The sequence below is a fragment of the Actinacidiphila sp. bgisy167 genome (assembly GCF_057707665.1).
The window spans coordinates 16,689-34,372 of sequence record NZ_JBYIQP010000046.1 but is presented as its reverse complement, the minus strand read 5'-3'; the positions used below and the strand labels follow the sequence as shown (position 1 = coordinate 34,372).

The following is a 17,684-nucleotide window of genomic DNA, read 5'->3' as shown; positions in this document are numbered from 1 at the left end:
GCATGCCCATGCCCGTCCCGAGCAGGACGACCGAGCAGGACGACCGGGGCGGGACCGGCGCGGTCAGGCCGACGCGCGCACCCCGCGCCGCCACACGGCGGACACCAGCGGCACACCGGGCCGGTAGGCGAGGTGGACGTGCGACGGGGCGTCCAGCACCACCAGGTCGGCCCGCGCTCCGGGGCTGAGCCGTCCGACGTCGTCCCGGCGCAGCGCCTGCGCCCCGCCCAGGGTCGCGGCCCGCACCGCCTCGTCGGGGGTCATCCGCATGTCGCGGACGGCGACGGCCACGCAGAAGGGCATGGAGGTGGTGAAGGACGAGCCGGGGTTGCAGTCCGTGGACAGCGCCACCGTCACGCCCGCGTCGATCAGCCGCCGCGCGTCGGGGTAGACCGCGCGGGTGGAGAACTCGGCGCCGGGCAGCAGCGTCGCCACCGTGCGGCTGTTGGCGAGCGCGTCGACGTCGGCGTCGGTCAGGTGCGTGCAGTGGTCGGCGGAGGCCGCGTCCAGCTCCACGGCGAGCTGCACGCCCGGGCCGTGGCCGAGCTGGTTGGCGTGCACGCGCGGGACCAGGCCGCGGGCGGCGCCCGCGGTGAGGATCGCACGGGCCTGGTCGCCGTCGAAGGCGCCGCGCTCGCAGAAGACGTCGACCCAGCGGGCGTGCGGGGCGCAGACGTCGAGCATGGGGCCGGTCACCAGTTCGACGTAGCCGGCCGGGTCGTCGGCGTACTCGGGGGCGACGATGTGCGCGCCGAGGAAGGTGACCTCGTCGGCGTAGGCGCCGGCGATGCGCAGGGCGCGGGCCTCGTCGTGCGGGGTGAGGCCGTAGCCGGACTTGGTCTCGATGGTGGTGGTGCCCTGGCGCAGGGCCTCGGCGACATAGCGGGCGACGTTGGCGTGCAGCTCCTCGTCGCTCGCCGCGCGGGTCGCGGCGACGGTGGTGCGGATGCCGCCCGCCGTGTAGGCCTGGCCCGACATGCGGGCGTTGAACTCTCGGGTGCGGTCGCCGGCGAAGACCAGGTGCGAGTGGGAGTCGACGAAGCCGGGGAGGACGGCCCGCCCGCCCGCGTCGTACGACTCGTCCGCGGCGGGCGCCGCGGCGGAGGGGCCGACCCAGGCCACGTGCTCGCCGTCGATGACGAGCGCCGCGTCCTCCAACAGCCCGAGCGGGCCCTGCCCGAGCGTCGGGTCGTTGGTGACCAGGCTGCCGATGCGGGTGATGACGCTGCTGCTCATGACGGGTTTCCTTCGGCGGCGGTGACGGTGGAGACCGCTGCGGCCAGCGCCGCACCGACGTCGTGGACGAGCTGGTGCGCGCCGTCGCGGACGACGTGGCGGCCGCCGACCACCGTGTGGCGGACGTCGGCGCCGGTGGCCGCGAAGACCGCGGTCTCGGCGCCCAGCCCGGGCGCGGGGCCCGCGGTGCGCACGCTGTCCAGCGCGATCGTGGTGAAGTCGGCGAGCGCGCCGGCCTCCAGCCGCCCGGCGTCGGCCCAGCCCAGGGAGGCGTGGCCGTCGGCGGTGGCGGCGCGCAGCAGCTGGGCGGCGCTCCAGTGGCCGCGGGTGCGGGTGCGCAGCCGCTCGTCGAGCTCCATGGCCCGCGCCTCCTCGAACAGGTCGATCACGGCGTGGCTGTCGCTGCCCAGGCTGAGCGGGCTGCCCGCCTCCTGCAGCCGCCTGGCCGGGCCGATGCCGTCGGCCAGGTCCCGTTCGGTGGTGGGGCACATGCACACGGTGGTGCCGGAGCCGCCGAGCAGCGCGATGTCCTCGTCGGTGAGGTGGGTGGCGTGCACGGCCGAGGTGCGCGGGCCCAGCACGCCGTGGTCGGCGAGCAGCCGGGCGGGGGTCACACCGTGCGCCGCGAGGCAGGCCTCGTTCTCGGCGGGCTGCTCGGACAGGTGGACGTGCAGCGGCGCCTGCCGCTCCTCGGCCCAGCGCGCGACGGCGGCCAGCTGGGCGGCGGGGACCGCGCGCACCGAGTGGACGGCCGCGCCGATCCGCGCGTGGGGGCGGTCGGCGAGGGCGGCGGCGCGCTCGGCCCAGGCGTCGGCGTCGCCGTCGCTGAAGCGCAGCTGGTGCGGCTCGGGGGCCGCGCCGAAGCCGGAGGAGAGGTAGGCGGTGTCGAGGAGGGTGATGCGGATGCCGGCCTCGGCGGCGGCGGCGACCAGCGCCTCGCCCATGGCGTTGGGCTCGTCGTAGGGGGCGCCCCCGGGCCGGTGGTGGACGTAGTGGAACTCGCCGACGCAGGTGATGCCGGCCAGCGCCATCTCCGCGTACACGGCGCGGGCGAGGTCGTAGTAGGTGTCGGGGGTGAGCGCGGCCGCCACCCGGTACATGACCTCGCGCCAGGTCCAGAAGGTGCCGCTGCCCTGCTGCACGGTGCCGCGCAGGGCCCGGTGGAAGGCGTGGCTGTGCGCGTTGGCCAGGCCCGGCAGGGTGAGCCCGCGCAGCGCCACCGCGCCGACGGGCGGCGCGGCGGCCCCGGTGCGCACGGCGGCGATCCGTCCGTCGGCGGCGGTGTCGAGGACCACGCCCGCTTCGACGCGGCCGCCCGTCCACGCGTACTCGGCCCAGTAGCTCTGCGGCGTCAGCGACACGCCAGGCCCTCCAGTACGTCGGTGAGTGCGGTCACCCCGGCCAGGCAGTCGTCCTCGGTGGCCGTCTCGGCCGGGGAGTGCGAGACCCCGGTGGGGTTCCGCACGAACAGCATGGCGGTCGGAACGGCCTCGGAGAGGATGCCGGCGTCGTGTCCCGCCCCGGTCGGCAGCACGGGCGCTTCCCCGAGCAGCTTGACGAGCTCGTCGCGCAGGCCGTGCGCGAACTCCACGACCGGGGTGAAGGACTCCCGGGTGACCTCGACCCGGACGCCGTCGCGTTCGCCCCGCTCGGCCGCGGCGCGCTCGATCTCGCCGACGACCTCGGCCAGGGTGGCCTCGTCGGCGGCGCGCGAGTCCAGCCAGCCGCGTACGAGGGAGGCGATGGCGTTGACGCCGTTGGGCTCGACGCCGACCTTGCCGAAGGTGGCCAGCGCCCCGGCGAGCCGCGCCTTCTTGCGGGCGGCGAGCACCGTGTTGGCGTAGGTCAGCATCGGGTCGCGGCGGTCCTCCAGGCGGGTGGTGCCCGCGTGGTTGGCCTCGCCGTGGAAGTCGAACCGCCAGCGGCCGTGCGGCCAGATGGCTGAGGCGACGCCGACGGCGTGCGGGGTGTCGGCCAGGAAGCGGCCCTGCTCGACGTGGAGCTCGACGAACGCGCCGATGCGGCCCAGGCGTTCGGGGTCCGGGCCGATCGCCTCCGGGTCGTGGCCGGCGCGTTCCATGGCCTGCGCGAGGGTGACGCCGTCGCCGTCGCGCAGCCCGCGGGCCTTGTCGGCGGTGAGCTGTCCCGCCGTCAGCCGGGAGCCCACGCAGGCCAGGCCGAAGCGGGCGCCTTCCTCGTCGCCGAAGTTGACGATCGCGAGCGGCCTGACGGGGGCGGCGCCGCGGGCGCGCAGCTCGTCCAGCGCCGCGAAGGACGACACGACGCCGAGCGGCCCGTCGAAGGCGCCGCCGTCGGGCACCGAGTCCAGGTGCGAGCCGGTGACGACGGCGTCCCCGGCGGCAGGGTCGCCGAGCCAGGCCCACTGGTTGCCGTTGCGGTCCAGCTCGTAGGTCAGGCCCCGGCACTCGGCCTGCGCCCGGAACCAGGCGCGGCAGTCGGTGTCCGCGCCCGTCCAGGCGTAGCGGCGGTAGCCGCCGGATCCGGAGTCGCGGCCGATGGGCAGCAACTCCGTCCACATCTCGTGGAACGAGGAGGTCACGCCTCCCCGCCTTCCGCGCCCTCGCCGCCCTGGCCGCCCTCGCGCATGGGCACGCGCACGCCGCGCTCGGCGGCGACCTCCTCGGCGCGCTCGTACCCGGCGTCGACGTGGCGGATGACGCCCATGCCGGGGTCGTTGGTGAGCACGCGGCGGATCTTCTCGCCGGCCAGCTTGGTGCCGTCGGCGACGGTGACCTGGCCGGCGTGGATCGAGCGGCCGATGCCGACGCCGCCTCCGTGGTGGAGGGAGACCCAGGAGGCGCCGGAGGCGACGTTGACCATCGCGTTGAGCAGCGGCCAGTCGGCGATGGCGTCGGAGCCGTCGAGCATGGCCTCGGTCTCGCGGTACGGGGAGGCGACGGAGCCGGCGTCGAGGTGGTCGCGGCCGATGACGACCGGGGCGGCCAGGGTGCCGTCGGCGACCATCTCGTTGAAGCGCTCGCCGGCCTTGTCGCGCTCGCCGTAACCGAGCCAGCAGATGCGCGCGGGCAGGCCCTGGAAGTGGACGCGCTCACCGGCCATGCGGATCCAGCGGGCCAGCGACTCGTTCTCCGGGAAGAGTTCGAGGATCGCCTTGTCGGTCTTGGCGATGTCGGCCGGGTCGCCGGACAGCGCCGCCCAGCGGAAGGGGCCCTTGCCCTCGCAGAACAGCGGGCGGATGTAGGCCGGGACGAAGCCGGGGAACGCGAACGCCCGCTCGTAGCCCGCGAGCTGGGCCTCGCCGCGGATGGAGTTGCCGTAGTCGAAGACCTCGGCGCCCGCGTCCATGAAGCCGACCATGGCCTCGACGTGCTTCGCCATCGCCTCGCGGGCGCGCTGGGTGAACTCGGCGGGCTTCTCGGCGGCGTACGCGGCCATGTCCTCGAAGTCGACGCCGATCGGCAGGTACGCGAGCGGGTCGTGGGCGGAGGTCTGGTCGGTGACGACGTCGATGGGCGCGTCCATGGCCAGCAGCTGCGGCACCAGCTCGGCGGCGTTGCCGAGGACGCCGATGCTCAGCGGCTTGCGCTGGTCGCGCGCTTCGGTGGCGAGCGCGAGCGCGTGCTCCAGGGAGTCGGCGCGCACGTCCAGGTAGCGGTGCTCGATACGGCGCTCGATGGCGCGCGGGTCGCAGTCGACGCAGATCGCGACGCCGCCGTTCATGGTGACGGCGAGCGGCTGGGCGCCGCCCATGCCGCCGAGACCGGCCGTGAGGGTGATGGTGCCGGCCAGGCTGCCGCCGAACTTCTTCTCCGCGACGGCGGCGAAGGTCTCGTAGGTGCCCTGGAGGATGCCCTGGGTGCCGATGTAGATCCACGAACCGGCCGTCATCTGGCCGTACATGGTCAGGCCCAGCGCCTCCAGGCGGCGGAACTCCTCCCAGGTGGCCCAGTCGCCGACGAGGTTGGAGTTGGCGATCAGCACGCGCGGCGCCCACTCGTGGGTCTGCATCACGCCGACCGGGCGGCCGGACTGGACGAGCATCGTCTCGTCCTGCTTGAGCCCCTGGAGGGTGCGCACCATCGCGTCGAAGGACCGCCAGTCGCGGGCGGCCTTGCCGGTGCCGCCGTAGACGACGAGCTTCTCGGGGTGCTCGGCGACCTCGGGGTCGAGGTTGTTCTGCAGCATGCGCAGCGCGGCTTCCTGCTGCCAGCCCTGCGCGGTGAGCGCGCTGCCGCGCGGTGCGCGTACGGTCCTCGGTCCGGCACCGGTTCCGGTCATGCCCCTGCCTCCTCGCGACTGGATTAGGTCATTCACATCCTGGTCTGCTGAATACCTCCAGTCAACAGATGCGCGCTCCTCCCGGACGGCCGACGGGCGCGGCATGACCGCTCCCCCACGTGCTCGTCGTACCCGCCGAGAGCGCGCGGCTCACGGCTTCGCGGCCCTGAGGACCTGCCACCCCCCGCCCGCGTCGTGTGGGACGCGGCCGTGGACGAGCGGCAGGGCGGCTCCCGCGCCGCACCAGCCCCGGCAGCCGCACCCAGCCCCGTCACCGCGGCCTCCCGCCCGGGCAGCCGGGCCCCCGCGCCCGCGCGCGCCCGGCCCCGGACGGCCCGGCCTGGGACGATGAACGTATGACCGAGGAACCTGCGGCACGGCGGGAACGGGCACTGCGCGCGGCGGTCGAGCGGGGACTGGTCGGACCGGGCAGACCCGTGGTCGGGCTGCTCGACCTGGACGGGGTGCGGGCGGCCGCCGCCGACCTGCGGACGGCCTTCGCGACCCCCGGTGTGGACATCACGCACACCTTCGCCGTCAAGGCGGCCTCCCTGGTGCCGGTGCTGCGGCTGCTGGCAGAGGAGGGCATCGGCGCGGAGGTCGCCAGCCCCGGAGAGCTCGCCCTGGCCCGGGCGGCCGGCGTGCCCCCCGGCTCGATCGTGCTGGACTCCCCGGCCAAGACCCCGGACGAGCTGCGGGAGGCGCTCGGCCTCGGCATCGCCCTAAACGCCGACAACGCGCAGGAACTGGCGCGCCTGGACCGGCTCGTGCCGCCCGGCACCACCTCCGCCCCGCTGGGCCTGCGGGTCAACCCCCAGGTCGGCGCGGGGCGCATCGGGGCGATGAGCACGGCCACCGCCACGTCGAAGTTCGGCGTCGCCCTGCGCGACGAGGGCGCGGCGGACTGGGTGGTCCGGGCCTATCTCGACCGCCCCTGGCTCACCCGGCTGCACACCCACACCGGGTCGCAGGGCGTACCCCTGGAGCTGATGGCCGCCGGGGTCCGCGCGGCGTACGCGCTCGCCGAGCGGATCAACGCGGCGGCCGGACGCCGGCAGGTCACCACCCTCGACATCGGCGGCGGCCTGCCGGTCAACTTCGCCTCCGACGAGGTCCGGCCCGGCTTTCGCGCCTACGCCGACGTGCTGCGCGCCGCCGTGCCGGGGCTCTTCGACGGGCGGTACGCGCTGGTCACCGAGTTCGGGCGGTCACTGGTGGCCAAGCAGGGCACGATCCTGGCGCGCGTGGAGTACGCCAAGACCGCGGGGGGCCGCGCGATCGCCGTGACGCACGCCGGCGCCCAGGTCGCCACGCGCACCGTCTTCGCGCCCGGCGCCTGGCCGCTGCGGGTGCTGGCCCTCGACCCGCAGGGACACCCCAAGCGCGGCGCCGCTGTCGTCCAGGACGTCGCCGGGCCGTGCTGCTTCGCCGGCGACCTCGTCGCGACAGCCCGCGAACTGCCGCTGCTCGCCGAGGGCGACCTCGTGGCGCTGCCCGACACGGGGGCGTACTACTTCTCGACGCACTTCGCCTACAACTCGCTGCCCCGCCCCGCCGTCCACGGCTACCGCGGCCCCGGCCCGGACTTCACCACCCTGCGCGCCGCCCAGACCCTCGAGGACCTCGTCCGGGAGAGCGGCGGCTGACCGGCCGCCCGCGCGGGCGGCCGGGCCGTCACCCGAACGGCTCAGCGGGCCGCCGCCACGCCGGCACGGCGGCGCGGCACACCGCCCGGGGCTGCGCCGCCGGCCACCGGGCCGGTGGCCTCGTAACCGGGGACGGACCGGGCGGCGGGACCGCGTCCCGCGTGCTCGGGCCGGACCCACAGCAGCGTGTCGTGCGCCCTCTCCCAGCGCCCGAGGCTCACCGCCTTGGCCCACAGCCCCGCCCCGACGCCCGCGAGCAGCATCCCCGCCGCCGCGGGCGCGGCCGCACTGGACGCGACGGCCACGGCGAACGCCCCGAGCAGCCACCACCGCCGGGCCCGGGCCCAGGAGCGCGCGGTGACCCGGCGGTCCTGCAGGAGGACGGCGCGGGGCGCGCGCCCGGCCGCCTCCGCGAGGGCCGTGTAGCGCCGTCGGCGCACCAGGAAGGCCACCACCGCGGCGACGACGAAGAGCGCCGCCCCGCCCAGCACGCCGATCCGGCGGCCGGTCAGTCCGGGCACGCAGGCCCCGACGCCCGCCGCCACGACACCCAGCCACCACAACCACCGCGCCGGCACCCGCACCAGGACCGCCACCCGCGCCAGCACATACGCTCCGCGCACCACCGCTGCCTCCTCCTTCTCGCTCACGGCTCGTTCGAGTGTGCTGGGCAGGGAGGTTACTCACGAAACAGCAAGATTCCGTGAGTACGGCACCGCGTGCGGGCCCGGGGAGGCAGTGCTACGACTGAGAGCAGGGGCCTGAGGGGCTGGAGTGGTGCCGATGAACATCGTGGTCGACCTCAATCGCTGCCAGGCGTACGCGCAGTGCGCGTTCCTCGCTCCGGAGGTCTTCGAACTGCACGGCGAGGAGGCGCTGCTGTACGTCCCGGCCGTTCCGGACGAGCAGCGCGAGCGCGTCCACCGGGCCGCGGTGGCGTGCCCGGTGCAGGCCATCCTCGTCGGCGGGGCGGCGGGTACCGATGTCCGGTGAGCTGCGTGACGGGCGCATCGTCGTCGTCGGCGCCTCCCTGGCCGGCCTCCGCGCCGCCGAGACGCTGCGCGACGAGGGGTTCGAGGGCTCGCTGACCCTCGTGGGCGACGAGCCCCACCCGCCGTACGACCGGCCCCCGCTGTCCAAGCAGGTGCTGCTCGGCCGGGTGCCCGCGTCGCAGACCGGGCTTCCGGCCCGCCGCCCGGTGGACGCGCGGTGGAAGCTGGGCGTCGCGGCGACGGGCGTCGACGGCGTCGGCAAGCGGGTCTTCCTCGCGAACGGCGAGGAACTGCCCTACGACCGCCTGCTGATCGCCACCGGCACCCGCGCCCGCCCCTGGCCGGTCCCCGCCGAGGCCGCCCTGGACGGCGTGTTCACGCTGCGGACCAGCGACGACGCCGCCGGGCTCGCGCAGCGGCTGGACGCCGGACCGCGGCGCGTGCTGGTGATCGGCGCCGGCTTCACCGGCTCGGAGATCGCCTCGGCCTGCCGGGAACGCGACCTGCCCGTGACGGTGGTCGAGCGCGGCCCCGCACCCCTGGTGGGAGCACTCGGCGGCACGCTCGGCGCGGTCGCCGCCGAGATGCACCGCAGGCACGGCGTGGACCTCCGCTGCGGGGTGCAGGTCACCTCGCTGGAGGGCGACGGCCGGCTCACCGGGGCCCGGCTCTCCGACGGGAGCACCATCGAGGCGGATGTGGCGGTGGTCGCCCTCGGCGCCGTCCGCAACACCGAGTGGCTGGCCGAGTCCGGCCTGGCCGCCGGCCCGCGTGGCGTGACCTGCGACGCAGGCTGCCGCGCCTTCGACATGTACGGCATCGTCACCGACGACGTGTTCGTCGCCGGGGACGTGGCCCGCTTCCCGCACCCGCTCTTCGGCTACCAGCTGCTCGCCCTGGAGCACTGGGGCAACGCGGTGGCACAGGCCGAGGTCGCGGCGCACAACATGGTCAGCGAGGGTCCGTTCCGGCGGCCGCACCTGGCGGTGCCGGCCTTCTGGTCCAGCCAGTTCGGCCACAACATCAAGTCGGTGGGCGTGCCCACCTACTCCGACCAGGTCGTCGTCGCGCAGGGCTCGCTGCGCGAGGCCCGGCTGGTCGTCGTCTACGGGTACAAGGGCCGCGTCACGGCGGCGGTGTCGGTGAACCGCGCCAAGTGGCTGGACTACTACCAGAACCTGATCGAGACGGCCGCGCCGTTCCCCCCGGAGCCCGGCGCCGCCGACCGGACGACCCCGATGATCCCCCTGCCGTCCGACGTACCCGACCCCGCGGTGCTCTCGCACGGCCCGACGGTCGCCCTCACCGGCCACATGCCCGACCGGCGCCTGACCCTGGTGCGGCCCGGCGGCTGACGCCCGCCGCCGCCCACCACCCCGCCGACGGGCCGCGGCCTGCGGACACCGCGGCCCACGACGACAAGGAGCTGCCGCCCATGGCTGCGGACACCCTGTTCCGGAGGATCACCGACTACGCCAACCGGCCCGATCCGTACCCGCTCTATGCCGAACTGCGCGAGCACAAGGTGGCGCCGCAGGACGACGGCAGCTATCTCGTGGGCACGTACCACGAGATCACGGCCCTGCTCCACGACCCCAGGATCAGCTCCGACCGGCGCCTGCGCAGCGACCCGGAGGAGGCCCGGCTGGCCGGGGAGCTGGCGCCGGCCTTCATCGGCCTCGACGACCCCGAGCACGACCGGCTCCGCCGCATCGCGATGCGCCCCTTCGGCCCGCCGCACACCCCCGGCCGGATCGACGCCATGCACGACGAGATCGTCCGCATCGCCGACGAACTCGCCGCCGGACTGCGCACCAGGCAGCGCGTCGACATCGTCGACGACTTCGCCTACCCCCTGCCCGTCACCGTGATCTGCCGGCTGCTGGGCGTGCCCCAGGAGGACGAGCCGATGTTCCGCGGCTGGTCGGACGCGATCGTCGGCGGACTGGACCTCGACCCCGACGAGGACCCCACCGAGCGCACCAGGGCCGCCACCGAGGCCCGCCGGGCGATGGGCCTCTACCTGGGCGGACTCGCCGAGGGCCGGCGCGGCAAACCCTCCGACGACCTGCTGTCGGCCTTCGTCGACGACCAGGACCCGGACGGCGGGCTGACCCCGGTCGAGCTCATGGTCACCGCGGTCCTGCTGCTCGTCGCCGGCCACGAGACCACGGTCAACCTGATCACCAACGGCATGCTCACCCTGCTGCGCAGGCCCGACCAGCTCGCAATGCTGCGCAGCGACCCGCACCTGATGCCGCGGGCGGTCGAGGAACTGCTGCGGTTCGAGCCGCCCGTGCACATGCTGCCGCAGCGCACCCCACTGGTGGACGTCGAGATCGCGGGGGTCACCGTGCCCAGGGGAGCGCCGCTGGTCCTGGTGCTCGCCTCCGGCAGCCGCGATCCTCAGCGGTTCCGCGACCCCGACCGGTTCGACCCGCGGCGCACCGACAACCAGCACCTGGGCTTCGGCAGCGGCGTCCACAGCTGCTTCGGGGCGCCGCTCGCCCGGTTGGAGGCGCAGATCGCCCTCAGCACCCTGCTGCGCGAGCTGGACGGCCTCCGCCTGGTGGACGACCCGCCGCCGTACCGCCGCAGCCCCGTGCTGCGCGGTCCCCGCCATCTGCTCGTGGAGCACGACCCCGCACACACCTGACGCCGCCCCCGACCGCCGGCTCCCGTCACTCGACGAACAGCCCCCGCGCCGCCGCCTTGGCGTCGAACTCCTCCAACCGCGCCTGCGCCTCCGGCAACCCGTCGCACATGGCCTCCAGCAGCACCCGCCCGAGCAGCATGGGCGCGCACGCGGTGTCGAAGGCCAGCCCCGTTCCGACAGCCGCCGGAAGGAGGACGTCGGAGTGCGCGGCGACCGGCGCGAAGGCGCTGTCGGCGACCGTGACGACGGTGAGCCCGACAGCGCGCGCGTACTCCAGCGCCTCGACCACCTCCCGCGGATGCCGTGGCAGCGCGAAGCACAGCAGGGCACTCGCACCGGCCCGCACGGCCGCGTCGACGCGGTCGGAGAGCATGCTGCCGCCCTCGTCGAGGACGCGGACGTCGGGATGCACCTTGGCCGCGAAGTAGCCGAAGCCGCGGGCCTGGGCGGCCGCGGCACGCAGCCCCAGCACGGGCAGCGGCCGGGAGGCGGCGATCAGGGCGCCCGCGCGGGCCACGGGAGCCGGATCGGCGAGCAGCGCGGCGAGGTGCCGCAGGTTCTCGATCTCGGCCTGCACCGCTTCCTGGTACTCGTTGTACGCGTCCCCGGCCGGCGCCCCCCGCCCCGCCGCGGTGGGCGCGACCTCGCGCAGGTGGCGGCGGAGCGCCGGGTAGCCGTCGAAGCCCAGCGCCACGGCGAAGCGCGTCACGGAGGGCTGGCTGACCCCGGCCAGTTCGGCGACCTCGACGCTGGACAGGAAGGGCGCGTCATCCGCCCGGCGGACGAGGCAGTGGGCGATGCGGCGCTGGGTGGGGGTGAGCCGATGCGCTTCGAAGAGCTTCACCAGCCGCGCCGACGCGGAGTCGGTCCCGCCGGCTCCCGTGAGGTCCTCGGTGGCCATGGCGCCCTCCCCGCTCGGCCATTCATGTGCCGATGACTCTGCATGATTCCATGCAGAGTGGCAAGGCGCCCGGCTCACACGGGCGGCAGCAGCTTCTTCTGCGGCTTGCCCATCGCGTTGCGCGGCAGCTCGTCCATGAAGCGGACCCGGCGCGGGCGCTTGTGCACCGACAGGTGGGCGGCCACGAAGTCGATCAGCTCGCGCTCGCCGACGGCGCCGTCCGCCACCACGTAGGCCACGATCTCCTGGCCGAGATCGGCGTGCGGGACGCCCACGACGGCCGCCTCGCGCACCGCGGGGTGGTCCAGCAGGGCGTTCTCCACCTCGCCGGCTCCGATCCGGTAGCCACCGGACTTGATCAGGTCGGTGGACGCCCGGCCGACGATGCGGTGCATGCCGCCCGGCTCGATCGCCGCGATGTCCCCGGTACGGAACCAGCCGTCCCCGGTGTACGAGGCCGCGGTCGCCTCCGGCCTGCCCAGATAGCCGTCGAAGAGAGTGGGCCCGGTGAGCTGGAGCTCGCCGATCTCCGCGCCCGGCTCCGCGGCGACGCGGGTGCGGATCCCTGCCAGCGGCAGCCCCACGGAGCCCGGGCGCCGCTCGCCGCCCGCCCGCGTGCTGATCGTGATCAGGGTCTCCGTCATGCCGTACCGCTCCACGGGCCGCTGCCCGGTCAGCGTCTCCAGGTCGCGGAAGACCGGCGCCGGAAGCGGCGCGCTGCCCGACACCAGCAGCCGGGCGCCGCTCAGCTCCCGCGCCGCGTCCGGGTCCGCCGCGACCCGGCCCCAGACGGTCGGCACCCCGAAGTACAGGCTGCCGCCCGCCGCCGCGTACGCCTGCGGCGTCGGGCGGCCGGTGTGGACCAGACGGCTCCCGATGCGCAGCGCGCCCAGCACGCCGAGCACCAGACCGTGCACATGGAACAACGGCAGCCCGTGGACGAGGGTGTCCTCGGCCGTCCACTCCCAGGCCCCGGCGAGGGCGTCCAGGTCGGCGGCGATCGCACGGCGCGGCACGAGCGCGCCCTTGGGCGGCCCGGTGGTGCCCGAGGTGTACAGGACCAGGGCCGTGGCGTCCGGGCCCGGCTCGGGGCCGTCCCAGGACCGGCGCTCGGTGAGGACGGCCGGGGGCGCCTGCACCGCCCCGGAGTCGCGCAGGATGTGGTCCCGCTCGGCCGGACCCGCGTCGGGCGGCACCGGCACCACCGGGACGCCCGCCAGGAGCCCGCCGACGACCGCCACCACCGTCTCCAGGGACGCCGCCGCCCGCACCGCCACCGCCGGGGCCCCCGCGACACGTGCCGCGAAGGCGCCCGCGGCGCCGAGCAACTCCTCCCGCGAGCACGTGCGTCCGTCCACGGTGACCGCGTCGGGGCGGTCGGCCGGGGCGTGGTGGAGCGCGGTCAGCAGGCGCGGCGCGGATCCGGTCACGGCACGACCCTAGGTGATCTCCGCGGTTGGGCGCCGGTGCGGCACGCTGCCTGTCGCCTGCCGCCGAAGGGCGAGGTGCGGCGATGCCTTCAGCAGGTCGTCGGTCTTCACGTACAGGTGCGGCGGCGAGGGAGTCCGACTCTGCCATCCGGTGGTGCGGCTGCTATCGCTCCTTGGCGGAGGACCGTCGTACCTCGAAGTGGAAGCATCCGTATTCCAGTGCCCTGACGTGGACGAGCACCACGCCCGGATCGCTGAACGCGTCGTCGAAGGCCGCGTCGAAGGCAGTCGTGGCCTGGGCCGGAATCGCCAGAAGACGGCCACCTGCGATATGGCCTCGGGCGTCATAGCGGCGCACGGTGCGCATGGCCCCCGGCTGAGCGAAGGGGTAGTTCTCGCCGGGGGTGAACCCGCCGCAGTCGTCGGCATGGATGAAGACGGGACCCTGTTCGTCGTACGCGCCCGGATCTGCACCCCTCACGGCGGCCCAACGACGTAACGGGGCGTACGAGACAAGGGCGATTCGCTCGCCGAGCGTGATGGTGCGCAGACAGCAGCGCAGCGGAGAGCCCACGTCGTCGCCGGTCGCGACGTACGGGGCGCAAGGACGGCCCGCGTCGTCGAGAACCCGCAGTTCCCTCAGGACGGCCGCGTCAACGGGGAGCACGGTGTATCTGGTCATGCGCCCATGCTGAAGCGGCGCACCGGCGGTTGCTGGCAGGAAACCGACGTCACGTTGCGGCGCACCGACGCAGAGGACCGTCCGGAGCGGTCACCCGCCGAACGCGGGCCGCCCGCGAACGCCGACCCCTTGGAATCGATCGTCTCGTAGTGGTGGACCCCGAGAAGGTTCGGGGGTTTCCCCCAGTGTCACGGGGCCGGCCGGTCCGTACGGTGGCGCCATGGACGCCCGTGACCCAGACCTCAAGAAGGAATTCGCCGCCACCCTCCAGGCACGCAAGGACCTGGGGGAGGAGTACGAGTCGGCCCTCGTCGACTCCTTCCTGGAGAAGATCGGCCAGCGCATCGACGCCCAGGTCGAGCGGCGGGTGCGCCGCGAACTCGCCGAGAGCCGGACGGCGTTCGCCCGCGCCGGACGCCAGGTCGGCCCGTCGGGCCCCGGCCGCGGCAGCCGCTTCGGCGCGCGCTACGGCTTCGGGGCGTTCTCCCTCGTCATGGCCATCCCGCTGTCCGCCATCGCGGGCGAGAAGGGCGACCTGCCCGGACTGCTCGTCGCCTGGATCGGCGTCGTCGCCGTCAACGCGGCCCACTCGCTGGGGTGGCTGTTCAACGAGCGGGGCGGCGCACCGCGCCGCGGCAAGGACCCGGACGCCTGGGAGGACTGACCGCCCGAGGGCGGCGGGCCGCCCCACCGGGCCGGCCCCCCACCGGGGCGGCCCGCGGCGCACGCCAGCGCCCCGCGCTGCCCGCCACCGCCACCGCGGACCGGCCCGACCGCCCCGCCGTGCTCGGACCCCACGGCGTGCGGCGTACGGGCGACTCCCGGCACGCGGCCCACGCGAGCGAGCGCTACGCGTTCAGCAGCGCCACGACGCGGCGGGCCGCGCTCTCGTCCCGCGCCGCGGCGAAGGGCAGCGGCCCGGCAGCCATGCGGAACGGCAGCCCGTCCGCGCCCAGCACCGTGCCACCCGCCTCGGCGACCAGCAGGATGCCCGCGGAGTGGTCCCATGGGTTGTCGTAGGCATAGGTCGCCGCGTCGAGCCGCCCGAGCGCGACGTCCAGGTAGTCGCAGCCCGCGGAACCGCTCGCCCACGGCTTCACGCCGTGCTCCGTCCCCAGCTCGTACAACCGCCGGTGCTGGTCGTCGGTGAGGTGCGCGGGCCGGGCCCCGGCCACCAGCAGCACCTCGTCGGCCTGCTGCGCGCCGCCGGCGGCCAGGCGCAGCGGCCGGCCCTCGGCATACCCGCCCTCCCCGCGCCGGGCGGTGGCGAGGACCCCGTCCACGGGCCGGTACGTCCAGGAGGCCAGCAGCTCACCGCGCGCGGCGAGGGCGACCTGGGTGACGAACGAGGCGTCGCCGCGGACGAAGTTGGAGGTGCCGTCGACCGGGTCGATGATCCAGACGGGGTCATCGCCGAGCAGCGCCCCGAGAAGCCCGGGGTCGGCGTGCACGGCCTCCTCGCCGATGACGGCCGAGCCCGGCAGCAGGCGGGTGAGCGTACGGGTGAGGCGTTCCTCGATACGGCGGTCGGCGACCGTGACGAGGTCCAGCGGGCCCTTCTTCTGGTCGACCTCGCCCTCGGCGAGACGGCCGAAGCGGGCGAGCGCCTCCTCGTCGGCCGCGGTGCGTATGGACTCCTCGACGGCTGCGAACGTCTGTGCGCTGATCACGGCGGCCACTCAACCAGAAGAGCGGCCCGCGCGTGCGCGGACCGCTCTTCCACAGCTTGCGCGGGAACCGCCGCACCCCCGGTCGCCCGGGGGGCGGGACGACGGCGGTCCCCGCGAGGGACGCGGGCCGGATCAGGGCCGGGCCACACGTCCAGGGGTCACCATGGAGGTCCGGGAGCCGCTCCGGAGTCCTTGGCGCCACATCCGTGGTGTCGGCCGGGCGAGCGGTGCGCCGTCCCGCCGACATCCACCACTGTGCAGGAGCCGTGTTAAGCGCGTGCTGCGCTCACGTGACGCGGGTGTACCGGTTCCGCGAACCGGCGGGCGGACCCGACCGGGCGCCCGGGACAGGTGCCGGGAAAACCCCGAGATCATGCGATGGTTCATGGAACAGCTGGCTGAACCGGTGGCTGAACAGGTAACCGAACAGCTGGAACGCTGCCGGGCTCCACTCGCCGAAGGGGGCAGCGAAGCAACGCGATGCCTTCGGCTCGGCGGGCGTGGTCACGGTGTCGGAGCCGTCCTGGACGACCCCCGTGCACGGGTCTTGAGCCCCCGTGCGGTCCCTCGACAGCGGAGACACGGGGCTCTGCCGGGCAGTGCCCGGCAGGGCCCTGTGAAGGCCACCGGCATCAGGCGGGCAGGCTCACCGTCCACGCGTGGGTGAAGAGCGGGTCCTCGTCCCTCTGGCCGGCCGTGGTCACGCCTCCGCGCTGGTGTCGGCCTTGCCGGCGAGGAAGCCCAGGAGGTCCTGCCGGGTGACGACGCCGGTGGGCTTGCCGTTCACCAGCACCACTGCCGCGTCCCGTCCTTCCAGTGCGGCCATCATCCGGGACACCGGTTCGCCGGAACCGACGACCGGCAGCGGGGGTGACATGTGCTTCCCCAGCAGGTCGTCCGACCCGGCGTGCTCGGCGTAGAGCGCGTGCAGAAGAACGCGTTCTTCCACGGCCCCGATCACCTCTCCGGCCATCACGTCGGGATGTCCCGCCCCCTTGGTCACCACGGGCATCTGCGACACCCCGAACTCCTTCAGCACCTCCACCGCGGCCCCGACGGTCTCGTTGGGATGCATGTGGACGAAGTTCGGGATGGCGCCACCCTCCTTCAGGGCGAGCACATCGCCGGCGGTCGGCTCTGTCGCCGCGTCCTCGCCGAACCCGTGCTGGCTGATCCACTCGTCGTTGAAGATCTTCGAGAGGTACCCCCGGCCCGAGTCCGGCAGCAGGACGACCACCACGTCGTCCGGGCCGAGCCGCTCGGCCACGCGGAGCGCCGCGACGACCGCCATGCCGCAGGAGCCGCCCACGAGCAGGCCCTCCTCCTTGGCGAGGCGGCGGGTCATCTGGAAGGAGTCCTTGTCGGAGACCGGGACGATCTCGTCCGCGACCGTGCGGTCGTAGGCGGTGGGCCAGAAGTCCTCGCCGACACCCTCGACGAGGTACGGGCGGCCGGAGCCGCCGCTGTAGACGGAGCCCTCCGGGTCGGCGCCGATGACCTTGACCCTGCCGTCCGAGGCGTCCCTGAGGTAGCGGCCGGTGCCGGAGATGGTGCCGCCGGTGCCGACGCCCGCCACGAAGTGGGTGATCTTCCCCTCGGTCTGCTCCCACAGCTCCGGGCCGGTGGAGTGGTAGTGCGAGGCCGGGTTCTCGGGGTTGCTGTACTGGTCCGGCTTCCAGGCGTTCGGGGTCTCGCGGACGAGCCGGTCGGAGACGTTGTAGTACGAGTCCGGGTGCTCGGGGTCCACGGCGGTGGGGCAGACCACGACCTCGGCGCCGTAGGCGCGCAGCACGTTGATCTTGTCGGTGGAGACCTTGTCCGGGCACACGAAGATGCACTTGTAGCCCTTCTGCTGGGCCACGATCGCCAGGCCCACGCCCGTGTTGCCCGAGGTGGGCTCCACGATCGTGCCGCCGGGCTTGAGTTCGCCGCTCTTCTCCGCGGCCTCGATCATCCGCAGCGCGATGCGGTCCTTGACCGAACCTCCGGGGTTGAAGTACTCGACCTTGGCAAGGACGGTCGCCTGGATTCCCGCCGTCACGCTGTTGAGCCTCACCAGCGGGGTGTTGCCGACGAGGCTGATCATCGAGTCGTGGACCTGCACCATTGTCTCCGGCTTCTGCGTGATTGTCAGGCCAGGGTAAGCGGTTTTCCGGCGTCGGACCGCCCTTGCCGGGGCCGGGCCCCGCACCCTTCACACCCGTGTGACGT

At 74.6% G+C, this 17,684-nt stretch carries 15 protein-coding genes; 5 read left to right on the top strand and 10 right to left on the bottom strand.

Annotated features, from left to right (window positions below; translation table 11 throughout):
* Positions 1-63: 63 nt before the first annotated feature.
* Genes hutI through hutU form a run of 4 tightly spaced genes read right to left on the bottom strand, consistent with a single transcriptional unit; the run spans position 64 to position 5,496 of the window.
* Positions 64-1,236, bottom strand: coding sequence for an imidazolonepropionase (gene hutI, locus AC3ET4_RS18570; RefSeq protein ID WP_431950699.1), 1,173 nt, complete (start codon positions 1,234-1,236; stop codon positions 64-66).
* On the bottom strand, positions 1,233-2,591 hold the full coding sequence (locus tag AC3ET4_RS18565; protein ID WP_431950734.1) for a formimidoylglutamate deiminase: 1,359 nt from the start codon (positions 2,589-2,591) through the stop codon (positions 1,233-1,235). Before AC3ET4_RS18565 ends, hutI begins: the two co-directional genes overlap by 4 nt.
* Entirely contained in the window at positions 2,588-3,796 is a 1,209-nt protein-coding gene (locus tag AC3ET4_RS18560) for an allantoate amidohydrolase (RefSeq protein ID WP_431950697.1), read from the bottom strand. The genes AC3ET4_RS18565 and AC3ET4_RS18560 overlap by 4 nt, the downstream gene beginning before the upstream one ends.
* Positions 3,793-5,496 carry a urocanate hydratase gene (gene hutU / locus AC3ET4_RS18555; RefSeq protein ID WP_431950695.1) on the bottom strand — a complete coding sequence of 568 codons (1,704 nt, stop codon included), beginning with the start codon at positions 5,494-5,496 and terminating at the stop codon, positions 3,793-3,795. Before hutU ends, AC3ET4_RS18560 begins: the two co-directional genes overlap by 4 nt.
* Before the next feature lie 356 nt (positions 5,497-5,852).
* Between hutU and AC3ET4_RS18550 the strand changes: the two genes are divergently transcribed.
* Positions 5,853-7,142 carry a type III PLP-dependent enzyme domain-containing protein gene (locus AC3ET4_RS18550; protein WP_431950693.1) on the top strand — a complete coding sequence of 430 codons (1,290 nt, stop codon included), beginning with the start codon at positions 5,853-5,855 and terminating at the stop codon, positions 7,140-7,142.
* A 41-nt stretch (positions 7,143-7,183) separates the two neighbouring features.
* On the opposite strand, the gene AC3ET4_RS18545 is transcribed toward AC3ET4_RS18550, so the two are convergent.
* The gene (locus AC3ET4_RS18545; protein ID WP_431950732.1) at positions 7,184-7,768 is read right to left on the bottom strand and encodes a hypothetical protein; all 585 of its coding nucleotides are present in this window, start codon (positions 7,766-7,768) and stop codon (positions 7,184-7,186) included.
* Positions 7,769-7,925: 157 nt separating this feature from the next.
* Here AC3ET4_RS18545 and AC3ET4_RS18540 point away from each other — a divergent pair, with 157 nt between their 5' ends.
* The 3 genes from AC3ET4_RS18540 (at position 7,926) to AC3ET4_RS18530 (ending at position 10,790) form a co-directional block, all read left to right on the top strand.
* The gene (locus AC3ET4_RS18540) at positions 7,926-8,135 is read left to right on the top strand and encodes a ferredoxin (protein WP_431950691.1); all 210 of its coding nucleotides are present in this window, start codon (positions 7,926-7,928) and stop codon (positions 8,133-8,135) included.
* Complete coding sequence (locus tag AC3ET4_RS18535; protein ID WP_431950689.1) at positions 8,125-9,489, top strand: NAD(P)/FAD-dependent oxidoreductase; 1,365 nt, start codon at positions 8,125-8,127, stop codon at positions 9,487-9,489. The genes AC3ET4_RS18540 and AC3ET4_RS18535 overlap by 11 nt, the downstream gene beginning before the upstream one ends.
* Before the next feature lie 80 nt (positions 9,490-9,569).
* The gene (locus AC3ET4_RS18530; protein WP_431950687.1) at positions 9,570-10,790 is read left to right on the top strand and encodes a cytochrome P450; all 1,221 of its coding nucleotides are present in this window, start codon (positions 9,570-9,572) and stop codon (positions 10,788-10,790) included.
* Positions 10,791-10,815: 25 nt separating this feature from the next.
* On the opposite strand, the gene AC3ET4_RS18525 is transcribed toward AC3ET4_RS18530, so the two are convergent.
* The 3 genes from AC3ET4_RS18525 to AC3ET4_RS18515 all read right to left on the bottom strand — a co-directional run bounded on the left by AC3ET4_RS18525 (position 10,816) and on the right by AC3ET4_RS18515 (position 13,803).
* Positions 10,816-11,691 carry a MurR/RpiR family transcriptional regulator gene (locus AC3ET4_RS18525; RefSeq protein WP_431950685.1) on the bottom strand — a complete coding sequence of 292 codons (876 nt, stop codon included), beginning with the start codon at positions 11,689-11,691 and terminating at the stop codon, positions 10,816-10,818.
* A gap of 74 nt (positions 11,692-11,765) precedes the next feature.
* Positions 11,766-13,121, bottom strand: a complete 1,356-nt coding sequence (locus tag AC3ET4_RS18520) for an acyl-CoA synthetase (protein WP_431950683.1) — start codon at positions 13,119-13,121, stop codon at positions 11,766-11,768.
* A 163-nt stretch (positions 13,122-13,284) separates the two neighbouring features.
* A complete protein-coding gene (locus AC3ET4_RS18515; RefSeq protein WP_431950681.1) occupies positions 13,285-13,803 on the bottom strand; it encodes a DUF1203 domain-containing protein in 519 nt (172 codons plus the stop codon).
* Between the two features lie 220 nt (positions 13,804-14,023).
* Here AC3ET4_RS18515 and AC3ET4_RS18510 point away from each other — a divergent pair, with 220 nt between their 5' ends.
* Complete coding sequence (locus AC3ET4_RS18510; protein ID WP_431950679.1) at positions 14,024-14,467, top strand: hypothetical protein; 444 nt, start codon at positions 14,024-14,026, stop codon at positions 14,465-14,467.
* 184 nt (positions 14,468-14,651) lie between these two features.
* On the opposite strand, the gene AC3ET4_RS18505 is transcribed toward AC3ET4_RS18510, so the two are convergent.
* Positions 14,652-15,473, bottom strand: a complete 822-nt coding sequence (locus AC3ET4_RS18505) for an inositol monophosphatase family protein (RefSeq protein ID WP_431950677.1) — start codon at positions 15,471-15,473, stop codon at positions 14,652-14,654.
* Between the two features lie 700 nt (positions 15,474-16,173).
* Positions 16,174-17,577 (bottom strand): cystathionine beta-synthase, encoded by a 1,404-nt coding sequence (locus AC3ET4_RS18500; protein ID WP_431950730.1) that lies wholly within the window; start codon positions 17,575-17,577, stop codon positions 16,174-16,176.
* Positions 17,578-17,684: the final 107 nt, after the last annotated feature.